Origin of the sequence: Capnocytophaga sputigena, from assembly GCF_900446695.1 — a bacterium.
In the GTDB taxonomy this organism is placed as follows: domain Bacteria; phylum Bacteroidota; class Bacteroidia; order Flavobacteriales; family Flavobacteriaceae; genus Capnocytophaga; species Capnocytophaga sputigena.
Genome location: NZ_UAVP01000003.1, coordinates 361,102 through 375,337, shown reverse-complemented (window position 1 = coordinate 375,337; position 14,236 = coordinate 361,102). Strand labels below are relative to the sequence as shown.

Below are 14,236 nucleotides of genomic sequence, written 5' to 3'. Positions count from 1 at the left end.
TATGAAAAATAAAAAGGAAAGTATAGAAGAGTTAGAAAGACAGATTAAAGAACTACAACAAGATTATAACTATAATCTTAGAGAATATACTATAGAAATTGCTTTAGAAAAATTTAAAGGAAGAGATTATGAATTAGAAAAAAGTAACTTATCTTCTATAATCTTTATTCCTTCTTATCAAAGAAATTTTGTCTGGGGAAATGATTTAAAATGCAAATTCATAGAATCTTTAATGTTAGGAGTCCCAATGCCTCCATTATTTGCCTTTACTTTAGATGAGACTGGCAATATGGAATTAATAGATGGAGTTCAGAGACTTACAACAATAAAGGAGTTTGTTGATAATAAATTTAAGATTACAAATTTAAAGTTGTTAGAAAATTTAAATAATTATAGATTTAAAGATTTACATCCATCAAGACAACGAAAATTTAAGGATTTAGGTTTGAGGATCTTTGTTTTTTCAGAGAAAGCAAATGAAGGTATAAGAGCTGATATTTACAACCGAATAAATTCTACAGGAAAAAAATTAACAGAAGCAGAGATACGAAAAGGTGCTTTTATGAAAAATTCTTTCTACTCTTTTATATTAGATTGTTCAGAAAGTACTCTTTTTAATGAGGTTTTTTCCTCAGCAAAACCTTCTGAAAAACTTAGAGGAGAAAAAGAAGAATTAATTTCTCGTTTTTTTGCCTATTCAGATAATTATATGGAATTTTCACATTCTGTAAAAACATTTATAGATGAATATATCTCAAATAAAAAAGATAATTTTACAGAAGAAGAAAAAATAAAGAAACAAAATGAACTGAATGCTACTCTAAATTTTGTTAAAAAATATTTTCCAAATGGATTTAAAAAGGAGGAAAATACAAAAGCCATTCCTAGAGTTAGGTTTGAAGCTATTTCAATAGGAACTAATTTAGCACTTAGAGAGAATATAAATTTAGAACCTGTGTATATGGATTGGATTGATTCTAAAGAATTTAAAATACATACAACATCTGATGCAGCTAATAATAGGAATAAACTAATAAGTAGAATTGAATTTGTAAGAGATTGTTTACTTAATAGAATAAAAAAAGAAGATTTAAGTTTTGGATAAAAATGATTTTTAGAAATGATTTTGACTCAAAAGTTTGTGAAGTTGAGAACTATTTTTCTTTCCTTGAAAAAGTAGAGTATGAATATGTATTTCTATTTAAAAAAGGTGAAGAAAAGCCTTTTATTATCAATGATGAATTGTTTAAGATTTTAAAAGCTAATGGTTTTTTAATACTTTATAATTTAATTGAATCTACGATTCTTAATACTGTTGTTGCTATTTTTGATGAAATAAAGCAACAAAATCTTTCATATACAGATATTAGTGAAAAAATTAGACTATATTGGTCTAAACATAAATATAAATATGATGAAACTATTACAGAAAAAAGACTATTTAAGAGATTTCATCAAATAGTAGATGAAATAATAAATAATATACCTATTGAAATAATTAATAGGATTGAATATGGAGGAAGTCTTGATGCTAATAAGATACGAAAGGTCTCAAATGATTTAGGAATTGACTTTTCTACAAAACATTATTACAATGAGGATAAACATGGTAAATGTCTACAAAAAATAAAAGAATATAGAAATTCCTTAGTTCATGGCAAAAAGTCTTTTTCTGAAATAGGAAGAGAAATTACGTATAATGAGATAGATAATATTTTAGGATTAAAAAATTATAAAGATTTTACTATTGAACATTTAACTCATTTCCTTGACTCTGTAGAAGAATACATTAAAAGTGAAAAATATAAAATATAAACCAAAAATTAGGATGTTTTTAAACCATAGAAATTAATTATTCTACACTTAAATATTTGCAAATAAAAAATAGAATAAAATACCTATTATGTAATTTTTCTATTAGAGAAATTTTTTGAATTTATTCACATTCAAACAACTCTTCTACCTTTAACTATGTTCCGTTTATTTTTCCTCCTCCTCCCTTGTCTCGCATTAGCGCAATATCCTAAAGCAATGGATTTTAGCAAGCTCTATCAGGGAAAAATAGATAGTCTTGTAGTTGTACATCGTACGGGCTGGACAAAAGAAACTTCGTGGCCTGAAGCTCCTGAAGAAGAACATATCACAGAGAGAAGAAAATGCCTTCCACTATCAGAGGGAAACCATTTGCTAAGGATATTAAGGAATAAAAGAGGGTATAAAGAAGAATATCCTTTGCTAAATGATGTAGTGAGTAGTTTCCTATTCTATGCAAACGGAAAAGAAGTGCTTACTATACATTTTTCAACAGCAACCAAGCAACTAACAATGTATAAGGGTGATGAACTTATTTTTGCAGGGATGAGCAAAGGGAAACTTACTAAAAAGCTCATTCGTTATCTGTATCCTAAACTTTCTGCTAAGGAACTGTATATGAATTTCTTTATCCTATGGGAGGAGATTTAGAAACAACAAACCGCCACTTATTTATATAAACCGTCTTCCCCTCACAAAATAAGGTATTGCGGAATAACGAAAGGGAATGACTCCATTGTATTCATTATTGGGAAGAAAGACAAGACAGAGTTGTGACTCACTCTAAACAAAGCTTGCAAAACCGAGGATACCGTCTGTTACTTTTTCAGAGACTTAATTGGTTTTTCCTCTGTTTAGAGGTCTTTTCTTTCTTATTTTAATCTTGATTTGATATAATAAAGTATTGATTTATAACAATGTATTACTATATACTCATAAATAATTCACCGTCAGGAGAAAATTTGTGAGATAATGTAACATAGGGGGGTATATAGTTGTGATTTTGTGTAAATTCGTGAAATTCGTGGGAGACTTTAGAAAGTTTATCTTATGATATTCCTGATATTAAATTCACGTTAAATTAGTGTTAAAGATTTCATACTTTACAAAAAAAGTAGTATCTTCGCCCATTCTTACAGCACTAAATATAATGAAAAAAATCTTATTATATAGCACCTTTGTAGGGGTTTTTATAGGGCTTGTAATAGCTTGTACCCCTAATGCTAACACCTACTACAACCGCCAAATGCAGCCTATAGTTACTAAGTACAATGTGCTTTTCAATGGTGAGGAGGCGTATGCTAAAGGGCTTAACGAACTACGCGAAAAATACCAAGATAACTTTAGTGAAGTCTTGCCAGTGGAACCTATTGGGCTTAGTGGTAAGGTACAGTTAGATGGTATGGGAAATCCTAATTTCGAGCGTGCTGAAGATAAAGCAATTAAAACTATCCAGCGTCACTCTATGGTCTTCAAAGGAGTGCAACGCAACTATAAGATAGACGATGCTTATATGCTTTTGGGAAAAGCGCGTTATTACGACGAGCGTTTCTTCCCTGCTTTAGAGGCATTCAATCACTTGCTTACCAATTATGGTAAAAGTGAACGTATTCCCGAAGCTGCTGTATGGGCACAAAAAACTAATCTTCGTCTTGGTAAAGACAAAATAGCGATTGAAAAACTCACCGAGTTTCTAAAAGAAAATCCTAAATTGCGTCGCAATGATAGGGCAGAGGCTTATGCTACTTTAGGGCAGGCTTATATCAATCAAGAGCAATACCCTCAAGCTGCCGATGCTCTCTATAATGCAGGTAAATACACACGTAACAAAGCATTGCGTGGTCGCTACTATTTCATCGCTGCACAACTCTATGAAAAACAACATCAAAAAGATTCAGCTGAGGTAGCTTTTGAGAAAGTTGTAAAACAGAATTGGAAAATTCCGCGTAAATTATGGGTAGAAGCTCAAGCAGGTAAAGCACGTAACAAAACTTTCACTCCCGAAGAAAAAGCAGAGTTTTTAGCCTATTTGCGTAAACTCGAAAATCGTTATGAACACAAAAACTACCTTGATGTGCTCTACTACACTCACGCCGAATTGTTGAAGAACGACCAGAAAAAAGTCGCTACCGATTACTATCGCCAGTCTTTGCATAATAATAAAGAGAATAATCCGCTAAAAGCAAAAGCTCATACACGTCTTTCTGAACTATTTTTTGATCAAAAAGACTACATAGGGGCTTATCAACATTTGGATAGCACCCTTACTTATATCCCCGAAAACACTTTTGAACATTTATATGTGCGCCGAAAAAGAGATAATTTAGCTAAAATAGCTGAATTAGAGTACGTTGTAAGAAAGAATGACAGTGTGCTAAAAGTAGTACGTATGCCCGAAACTGAACGCCGTGCCTATTACCAAAAGCATATCGACTCTATGCAGCAAATAGCAGCATTGCGCACTCAAAAAGAGCAAACAAGCAAAGTTAAAAATACAGGTATGGGATTTTCTACTCCTGATGTTGCTCCAGAAAAAGGCGGTAAATTCTATTTCTACAACCCTATGAGTGTAGCTTATGGCAAACAGCAGTTTGAACAGTATTGGGGTGATAGAAAGTTAGAAGATAATTGGCGCTGGTCATCAGTGGGGAGTGGGGTAGTAGCCGATGTTACAGCCTCAACAACTGTGACAAAAACTGTAGAAAAGCAAGTAGAAACCCCTGATAGCTATCTGGCTAAACTCCCTAAAACAGAAACTGAAATCAACCAATTGGCAGCCAATCGCAACGAGGCGCTCTACCAATTAGGTGTCCTCTATCGAGCTAAGTTCAAAGAGAATGAATTAGCTATTCAGCGTTTGGAGCGTGTGCTTGCTAGCAATCCTACCCCTGAAATTGAAGCTGCAGCTCTCTACGAATTGCAAAAAAACTATACTGATACTCACAATTCTAAAGCTGAAACTACAAAAAGTCGTCTGTTAGCGAATTATCCTAATACCGATTATGCAAAACTTTTGCAAGGAGGAGAAACTACCCAGCACGAACGCAACAAAATTGCTCAAGTGTTTGTGGATAGCCTTACCGCTCAGTATAATAGAGGTGAATTTATAGAAACCGCTCGCCGATTGCAAGAAGAAGGATTGCAGTATCGTGAAACGGCAGCAGCTCCTGCAATAGCTCTTTTGCAGGCTAAAACTACAGCTCGCTTAGAAGGATTAGCTCCTTATCAGGCTCAGTTGCAACAGATAGCAACTAACTATCCTGCTACTGCCGAAAGTGAAGAAGCAAAAAATTTGTTGGAAGAACTGAAGGATGTTGCTAATGAGGAATATATCTCCGATGATAAAGCTACTTTATGGAAGGTAGTGATTACAGGCACAACCCCCGAAATGCGTGAAAAATTAAAAGAAACTCTCACCGAAAAGCTAAAAGCCATTTCGGAAGTTCTCACTCTCTCCACCGATATCTACAACGCCAACGAAACTTGGTGGGTAATACATAAAATACGCGATGCTTATTCAGCACAGAGTATAGTAAATGAACTCAAAAGTTTCTTAGAAAAACACAAACTTTCAGCGTATCCTATACCTACTGAAAACTATCGTTTGATACAAATCCGTAAAGAAAAAGAAAGGCTTCTAAATAAATAAGAAAATACTTGTTAAAAAATAATAATAGGTGTTTTAGTGAATTTTATTTTGTAGATAAAAATATTATTTGTACATTTGCCTATGAAAACTAACATCTTCACTGAAATTAAAGAAATTAGGAGAAATGAAAAGGATTCTGCGGGATTGAGGATGAAAAAATAGCAATATAACTATCTCATTTATAGGGTTAAACAAAATACTTAACTTTATATTTGAAAATTTAACATTTATTTAACTCTTTGTTCCAAGAATAATTAGTTATTTTGCTATGTGATAAAAAGAGTATTACTCTGCTTAGGATTATATCTTTTTATTTAATCAACAAAAAAAATGAAACTATGTCAATCAATGCCTTTATCATTTATCTTTCAATAGAAATGAAGTATTCTATTCATACGGTGGAAGCTTATAAGCACGATTTAAGGGCTTTTGAGAAATTCATCAAAAGTGAGTATGAAGATAAGGAAGAGGAATGCCCTTTAGAAAGAGCAGATCAGGAGGATATCAAAAAGTGGATTATACAACTATCCCAACAAGAGATGTCCTTTAGAAGTATCAACCGGAAATTATCAGCTTTGAAAACTTATTACACCTTCTTGAAGAAAACAAAACAAATAGAGGTGAGCCCGTTTGAAAAAGGAATTTTCTTGTTGAAAACAGAAAAAAGGCAAAAGTTACCTTTTTCTGAAGCTGAAATAGAAAAAGTACTATCTTATTTCTCAAGTAAAAGCTCTTTCGATGAAGTCAGAGATAGAGCCGTAATCGAAATGTTATACGCTACAGGAATACGACGCTCCGAGTTAGCAAATCTCCGCTTATCCGATGTCGATTTAGCTCAAAAACAACTCAAAGTATCAGGTAAAGGCGATAAAGAACGTTATATCCCCATTATACCAGAGTTAGAAGAAACGCTTAAAGAATACTTAAAATTAAGAGAGGAAGTAGCAAACGAAAAAAGCCAAAACTATTTATTCTTAGTTAAAAATGGTAAAAAACTATATTCTACCCTTGTGTATCGAATTATAAATTCGTATTTTAGCGCCGTTACACCCAAGAAAGACGTAAGTCCTCACGTATTGCGCCACTCTTTCGCAAGCCATTTGTTGGATAATGGTGCCGATTTGAATACTGTTAAGGAATTACTGGGGCATTCCAGTTTGGCTTCTACACAAGTATACACCAATACAAGTTTAGCAGAACTCAAAAAACAGTACAAAAAAGCCCATCCAAGAGCCGACCGCAAAGAAGAGGATGATAATAAATAGAATTGTTAAACCTTAAAATTTCTAAACATTATGAAAGTACACGTACACCCAGTAGACTTTACAGTCGACCACAAATTAGTAGAGTTCATCCAAAAAAAATTGGATAAGTTAGATAATTTCTACGACCGTATCATTGAAGCCGACGTACATTTGAAGTTGGATAATACCACCACTAAAGAAAATAAAATAGTGGAAGTAAAAGTACATATACCAGGTGAAAGCCTTGTCGTGAAAAAACAATTTAAAACTTTCGAAGAAGGAATTGATAGTGCCATCACTCCATTGGAAAGAATGCTTTTAAAACACAAAGATAAACATTAATAAAATGTTAATATTTTGTTAATATTCATCCTTTTTAAAGAGTAACTAAAATTTAAATCATACCTTTGCCCCAGTTTTTATTGTATAATTTTATTTACTTATTAAAAGAATGAAAAAAAGTATTCTCGCTTTAGCTTCATTAGCCTTTTTAGGTGTACAAGCTCAACAAGTAGATTATAACCGATGGTCTGTAGATGTAAACGGAGGTGTGAACAAAGCCACTACTCCTTTCACCGCTGGTTATGGCACAAGTACTCCAAACCTCTGGAGTGCTAATGTAGGGGTTCGCTATATGGCAAACAATAAATTTGGTATTCGTTTGGCTGGTGGTTATGATGTATTTAAAAATGATGATGATAGCCCTGCTTTCGAATCCAATATTTGGAATGTAAATTTACAAGGAGTTGCTAATTTAGCCCGCGTGTTGAGTTTTGAAGAATGGACAAGTGATTTAGGATTGTTATTGCACGCTGGTTTAGGATACTCTCAACTAAAAAGTGACGCAATCTCTAAAGCCGATAAAATAGCATTCCTTACTATTGGTCTTACACCTCAATTGAGAATCTCTAATCGTATCGCTTTCTTGTTAGATGGCTCTATGTACATCAATAGCAAGCAACAACTTACTTATGATACCAAATCTGCTAATGGTCAAAAAGGTTTCCAAGGAAATCACTTCACCCTCACTGCTGGTTTGAATATCGCTATAGGTAAACAAGGCAAACACGCCGATTGGGCAGGCGCCGATATGCGCGAACAAGAAGAGGATGTAGCTCAACGCATCGCTGCTCTAGAAAGCAACGTAGCCGATTTGAAAGGCGAAGTAGCTAACAAACAAAACAGAATGAATGACGCTAATGGTAACCGCATTCCCGATGAGATTGAAAGCTACCTAAACGACAACTATCAAGCTAAAGCAGGTAATGCAGTAGCTAACGATAGCGATGTAGCCTCTGGCGATGTAGCTGCCGACCTTATTAGAAAAGGATATATCAGTGCTTACTTCGATTTCAATTCATCAGAACCTCAAGTTTCATCTTCTTGGTCTATTGACTTCGTAGGTAAGTATATGAAAGAAAATCCTAATGCTCACATCACCGTAAATGGTTATGCTGATGAGTTAGGTGGTACTAACTACAACACTACCCTTTCTCAAAAACGCGCCGATGCTGTGAAAAACTTGCTTGTAAAAGCAGGTATCGATGCTAATCGCATCACAGCTCAAGGCAAAGGAGTAGATAATAGCGTAGATAAAAATTCTCCAAAAGCTCGTCAATTAGCTAGAAAAGCTACTTTTGAATTGAAGTAGAAAAACTTCTTCAAAATCTTATAATAAAAACTGTTCTGAAAGGTATTTCTCAACCTTTTAGAACAGTTTTTACATTAATATTTGTTTATTACAAAATAAAAACGTACTTTTGTGCGTTAGTTTATATCTGTTCACAACACTAAATACTCAAGATGAAAACAAATAAAATAACTATTAAAGTTATAGCAAGTTATGTACTACTTTTCTTAGTGTCGGTAGTAGCGGGCTATGTAATCTTCAAAGAAATACAAAAGCTATCCCATCAAGAAAAGATAAATCAAGAAGATAGAAATAAAATTATACAAATTAGCAAAATCCTCTCTTTAGTAAATGATACCGAAAGTGCAGGGCGTATTGCTATGCGTACTGACGATAGAGAAGCCTTGCAACTCTTTTTAGAAAAGAACGTCTATTTACAAACCGAAATACTTAAATTTCGTCGTGATATTAGCTCCGAAAAACAAGTCTTCACACTCGATACAATTCGCTCTTTGCTCAACCTAAAAAGTGAAAATATACAAGAGTTAAAAGCCTTTCAAGAAACCGATAGTACTTCTATTATCATACGTAGTGCTATTCGCAAACTCTCAAGTTTAGAACCTTATTTAGGCTATGAACTTTACAGCAAAGAAACTTATAGAAGAAGAACTCCTGAAAAAGCCCCTCCTGATATCGCTTCTATCCTAAAAAAATATAAAAATATAAAAATCCCTACTACCTTTAAAAACACTAAGTTTGATAAGGTCGTATTAGAAACACTTTCACTGCTAAACAAAATAAATGAAGATACCGAAGAATCTAAAAGCCAGATAAATGAAAAAATGCAAAAACTCTGGCAGAATGATATCCAGATTTCAAGAAAATTAGACGACTTGCTACATAACTTTGAAGAAGAAGTATTAGCTAATTCTCAAAAATTGAGCTTGGAACGTAAACAAATTTTTGAAAATAGTAAAAATCTGCTGATGATAGCTTTCTTAGTCGCTTTAGGAATTATAGTGATCTCATCTATTGTAATTATCAATGATTTTGTTAATTCACAACGCTATCGTCATCGTTTAGAAGCTGCCAATAGGAAATCTAACAATCTGCTCAAAAACCGCGAACAACTCATCTCTATGGTGAGCCACGACTTGCGTACGCCATTGAGCTCCATTGTAGGCTATTCCGAACTGCTCAGCAAACAAAATATATCCGAAAAAGGTCAAAATTACCTTTCTCATATCAAGTATTCTTCTGAATACATCTCTAAATTGGTAGACGAGCTTTTGGATTATACCCGTATTGAAGCTGGTAAAATTACAATTGAAAAAGTGCCTTTCAATACTACCGAAATTATTGATGAGGTTGCCAATAATGTGAAATCGGCTTATAAAACGAAAGATATAAACCTATCTCTCAGTTTCTCCGAAACTGTAAATAATCTCAATTTCTCAAGTGATGCTTATCGTATCAAACAGATATTGTACAACCTTATTTCTAACGCCTTTAAATTTACTGAACACGGAACAGTGCATATACAAGCCGATGCTCGTCAGCTCAATGGCGATGAATATGAAATAGGTATTGCAGTTACCGATACAGGTATTGGTATCAAAAAAGAACAACAACAACATATTTTTGATGAATTTACCCAAGCAAACGATGAAATTTCTAAACGTTATGGCGGGTCAGGTCTCGGCTTGCACATCTCTCAAAAATTAGCACATCTGTTACGTGGTAAAATTTATTTGGAAAGCTATGAGGATAAAGGTAGTACTTTCACTTTGCGCTTCTTGGCTGAGAAAGTGGTAGAGCGCACCAAAACTACTCAAATTATCACTAATGATAAGAATCCTGATTTAATTACTATTATAGTGATAGATGATGACCTCTCTATCCTTTCACTCATAGAAGAATTGCTAAAACAAAAACACATCAATGCTATTACTTTCAACAATGGTAAAGAAGCGTTTGAACAAATGGAAAATTTCAATTTCGATTTGGTAATTACTGATATTCAGCTTCCCGAAATGAATGGTTTCCATTTTGTAACCCTCTTCAACGAGCAGTACAAAAACAATCCGTTACCTGTATTAGCAATTACAGGACGACGCGACGTTCCCGAAAGTTTCTATATGAAGAGTGGCTTCTCTGGCATTTTGCCTAAGCCATTCACTCCTGAGCAGTTCTACCAAAAACTGAAAATCTTCTTCCCTAAACTCAATGCCGAAGTAGAACATAAAACTATTATGGTGAGCAATAATATAGTAGGAGGTTATACCCCTGAAATATTAGAAAGTTTTATGGGAGACGACCACGAAGGTATCATAGGTATTTATGAACATTTCTTGAAAGAAAGCAGTGAGAATATACAAACACTTAAACTCCTTGCCGATCGTCAAGACTATAAAGGTATCAAGGCAATCGCTCATAAAATGACTACAATGTTTGCACAAATCAATGCCAAACGTGAGTCTGAAATACTTATCATTCTCAATAAAGTGTTGGAAGAAGTACCTACTGAATTACACGGACAAATCCATACTTTAGAACAACTATTTGAAAATGAATGCCGTCCAGCGATAGAACAATATCTTAAAAAATTAATAGAACTATAAATTATGATTAAAGAATCTGAACTTATTTTGAATCCTGATGGTAGTATTTACCACATCAATTTGCGACCTGAACAAGTCGCCGATACTATTATTTTAGTAGGTGATCCTAACCGTGTGCCTCGCGTGAGTGCTTATTTCGACAATATAGAATTTAGCACCCAAAAGCGCGAATTTTGTACCCATATAGGTTCTTATAAAGGCAAACGCCTTACTGTGATTTCCACTGGTATAGGTCCTGATAATATCGATATTGTGATCAATGAACTCGATGCACTTGTGAATATCGATTTGCACACGCGCCAGCCTAAAGAGCAACTCACTTCGCTTAATATAGTGCGTTTTGGTACTTCGGGCTCTCTACAAGCCGATATACCCGTAGATAGTTTTGTGCTCTCTTCTCACGGATTAGGTATGGACAATATGTTTCATTCGTATAAGGATAGTCCTAAGGTGCGTGAAATCGCTATGGAAGAGGCTTTTATCGCTCATACAAGTTGGAATCCTCTCAAAGGTCGCCCTTATATCATAGCTTGCGGACAAGAACTTAAAAAACGCCTCCTCACCGATAAAGTATTTGAGGGAATTACGGGTACTGCTCCAGGCTTCTATGGTCCTCAAGGACGCGTATTGCGCTTGCCAGTGCAAGACCCTGACCTCAATGATAAACTACACAGTTTCAATCATAATGGGCATCGTATGACGAACCTCGAAATGGAAACATCTGCCATCTATGGGATTTCTAAACTCTTAGGACACCAAGCTGTTTCGCTCAATGCTATCATTGCCAATCGCCCTACAGGTACTTTCACTAAGGATACTAAAAAAGTAGTAGAAGACCTCATCGTATATGGTTTGGAACAATTGGCAAAATAGTTATTACTACACTTTAACAAAAATGATTAATTTGATAATCAATAATTTATTAGTTGTAAACTTATGAAAGCAATTTATTTTTTAGCTATGTTATGGCTATTCAATTGTCATAATACTACTTCCATTGATAGAGATGATACTTCAGTAGAAAAAGATACAGTAGTTGTATGTACTGAGGAAGATTTATCAGTGAGAAATGATGCTTCTGAAGATAGTGAATTTGTAAGTCGTTATGATTGGCATCTCCCTGATGAAAATAAGAATTTAACCTTTTTGCCAGATAAAAAAGAAGCTTTTTTGTTAGGAGATTCAATTCCTATTTATAACCATAAAGGTTTTCTAAAAGAAAAACGTACTGATCTTGATACAAAGTGGGTAGCAATAGTGGGAGTTTCGGATACCCTATACAATTTCACAAAAGATCATTGTACAGCCTTTCATTATATAAAAATAGTGTTGAATAATACTGATTCTCTCATTGTAGATGGAAGAAATGTATTTAGAACAACTGATAAACTGATTGATAAAACCTTTGACAACGGTGAACGCATACAATTTTTTAGAACTGCCTATTATGGTACACCTGTATCAGATGATGATGGATTAACTTTTTGCGGAGAACCTTATCAACCTGCCATATTAATTACAAATACAGGTTTTAAGGGATTAGTACCAATAGGGGAAAATAATTCACTTGGTATTAATAGAAAAATGTTTCAATTTTTTGAACTATGTGACAATGATGGTTTTTTAGATGAGGTGATGAATGCAGTGAGGACTTCAAAAGGCATAGTTCTTAAAATTTATAGAGAATTTCAAGAAGGGTATACTAACTATGAGGTACTATTAGAGAAAACAACAGAAGGGTATAAGGTTACCCGTTTAAATTATCCTAAAATAAAAATTGATCAACCTTATATAAAGAAAAAGTGAATATGACGCCCCTTACAGGTCAAGAACTCCACAATTTAGCGATGAACATTGTAGGTGAAGCTTTACAAAAGGAACTACAATGGGAATTCCTATTGGTAAATAGTGAACTCAAGCGCGACCCCCAGTTTGTATGTGTAGACAAGAACAACCAAAAGTACTTTATCATTGTGCGGGCAGTACCCTATGGCGACGACCCTACCGAGTATGATATCGTATTTATGGAAGTGGTGCGCAAACACGCCGAAAAACATAACGCTCGCACTTTCTATGCAGGTGTAGGGCTTAGCAATGTAACAGATGAAACCCTCCCTCTATATAAAGATGAACCTTATAAACTCAACTTTCAAGGGCTCATTGAAATTTGATAATTGACAAATTTGCTAATTGACAAATTATTCGTACTTTTGCCACTCAAAAATAAAGCAAGTAACCAATGAAAATAAACGAATCATTGAACGTACATAGCAGCTTACTACAACTCATTGGCAATACACCTCTATTGGAATTACACAAAATTACCAAAAATCTTAAAGGTCGCTATTTTGCTAAACTCGAAGCCTTTAACGCAGGTCATTCTGCCAAGGACAGAGTAGCCAAATATATCGTTGAAGATGCCGAACGCAAAGGACTTCTTAAACCAGGATATACTATTGTAGAAACCAGTTCGGGTAATACGGGCTACAGTTTGGCGATGATAAGTGCCCTAAGAGGCTACCGCTGTATCATTGCAATTAGCGATAAATCTTCACACGACAAAGTGGAAATGCTACAAGCTCTAGGAGCTGAAGTGCATTTGTGTCCTTCAAATGTTGCTCCCGATGACCCTCGTTCTTACTACGAAGTAGCCAAACGCATCCACAACGAAACTCCTAATTCTATCTATATCAATCAATATTTCAATCCACTCAATCCTGAGGCTCATTACCTTTCTACCGGTCGTGAAATATGGGAACAAACCCAAGGGGAAATCACTCACGTAGTAGTATGTAGTGGTACAGGAGGTACCATTTCGGGGATTGCGCGCTATCTCAAAGAACAAAATCCTAACGTACAAGTATTGGGGGTAGACGCCTATGGTTCAGCTATCAAAAAATACCACGACACTCGTCAGTTTGACCCTGCCGAAGTATATCCATACAAAATAGAAGGAATGGGTAAAAACCTAATTCCTACCGCTACTAATTTTGATGTTATTGATGAGTTTATCAAAGTAACTGATAAAGATGCGGCACTCACAGCTCGTGAATTGGCACGTACTGAAGGACTTTTTATGGGTTATACCAGTGGGGCTGCTATGCAAGCCGTAAAACAATATGCCGAGGCAGGTAAGTTTGACGAAAACAGCATTGTAGTTGCCCTTCTCGCCGACCACGGTTCGCGCTATATGAACAAAATTTATAGTGACGATTGGATGAAAAAGCAAGGATTTATTGAATAACAATTGACAATTATCAATTAATAAAATAAATAAAAA

12 protein-coding genes are annotated in these 14,236 nt (G+C 34.6%); all 12 read left to right on the top strand.

All coding sequences use genetic code 11. The features are described 5' to 3' along the window. Position 1: 1 nt before the first annotated feature. The 12 genes from DR017_RS01945 (at position 2) to capA (ending at position 14,200) form a co-directional block, all read left to right on the top strand. Positions 2–1,105: a DUF262 domain-containing protein gene (locus tag DR017_RS01945; RefSeq protein ID WP_002682021.1), complete on the top strand. Its 1,104-nt coding sequence runs from the start codon at positions 2–4 to the stop codon at positions 1,103–1,105. Between the two features lie 2 nt (positions 1,106–1,107). Next, the gene (locus tag DR017_RS01940) at positions 1,108–1,815 is read left to right on the top strand and encodes an MAE_28990/MAE_18760 family HEPN-like nuclease (protein WP_002682023.1); all 708 of its coding nucleotides are present in this window, start codon (positions 1,108–1,110) and stop codon (positions 1,813–1,815) included. 156 nt (positions 1,816–1,971) lie between these two features. Next, positions 1,972–2,463 carry a hypothetical protein gene (locus DR017_RS01935; protein ID WP_002682029.1) on the top strand — a complete coding sequence of 164 codons (492 nt, stop codon included), beginning with the start codon at positions 1,972–1,974 and terminating at the stop codon, positions 2,461–2,463. 499 nt (positions 2,464–2,962) lie between these two features. Continuing rightward, entirely contained in the window at positions 2,963–5,461 is a 2,499-nt protein-coding gene (gene porW, locus DR017_RS01930) for a type IX secretion system periplasmic lipoprotein PorW/SprE (protein WP_002682038.1), read from the top strand. A 338-nt stretch (positions 5,462–5,799) separates the two neighbouring features. Beyond that, positions 5,800–6,726: a tyrosine-type recombinase/integrase gene (locus tag DR017_RS01925; RefSeq protein WP_002682034.1), complete on the top strand. Its 927-nt coding sequence runs from the start codon at positions 5,800–5,802 to the stop codon at positions 6,724–6,726. Between the two features lie 30 nt (positions 6,727–6,756). Beyond that, entirely contained in the window at positions 6,757–7,047 is a 291-nt protein-coding gene (gene hpf, locus DR017_RS01920; RefSeq protein WP_002682031.1) for a ribosome hibernation-promoting factor, HPF/YfiA family, read from the top strand. Between the two features lie 109 nt (positions 7,048–7,156). After that, positions 7,157–8,356 (top strand): OmpA family protein, encoded by a 1,200-nt coding sequence (locus DR017_RS01915; RefSeq protein ID WP_002682018.1) that lies wholly within the window; start codon positions 7,157–7,159, stop codon positions 8,354–8,356. Between the two features lie 152 nt (positions 8,357–8,508). Continuing rightward, positions 8,509–10,956, top strand: coding sequence for a hybrid sensor histidine kinase/response regulator (locus DR017_RS01910; protein WP_002682032.1), 2,448 nt, complete (start codon positions 8,509–8,511; stop codon positions 10,954–10,956). 3 nt (positions 10,957–10,959) lie between these two features. Beyond that, positions 10,960–11,829, top strand: a complete 870-nt coding sequence (locus DR017_RS01905; protein WP_002682027.1) for a nucleoside phosphorylase — start codon at positions 10,960–10,962, stop codon at positions 11,827–11,829. Positions 11,830–11,892: 63 nt separating this feature from the next. Next, positions 11,893–12,762: a hypothetical protein gene (locus DR017_RS01900; protein WP_002682036.1), complete on the top strand. Its 870-nt coding sequence runs from the start codon at positions 11,893–11,895 to the stop codon at positions 12,760–12,762. A gap of 2 nt (positions 12,763–12,764) precedes the next feature. Then, positions 12,765–13,127 carry a DUF8840 domain-containing protein gene (locus tag DR017_RS01895; protein WP_002682026.1) on the top strand — a complete coding sequence of 121 codons (363 nt, stop codon included), beginning with the start codon at positions 12,765–12,767 and terminating at the stop codon, positions 13,125–13,127. A gap of 68 nt (positions 13,128–13,195) precedes the next feature. Then, the gene (gene capA / locus DR017_RS01890) at positions 13,196–14,200 is read left to right on the top strand and encodes a cysteate synthase (RefSeq protein ID WP_002682040.1); all 1,005 of its coding nucleotides are present in this window, start codon (positions 13,196–13,198) and stop codon (positions 14,198–14,200) included. The last annotated feature ends 36 nt before the right edge of the window (positions 14,201–14,236 follow it).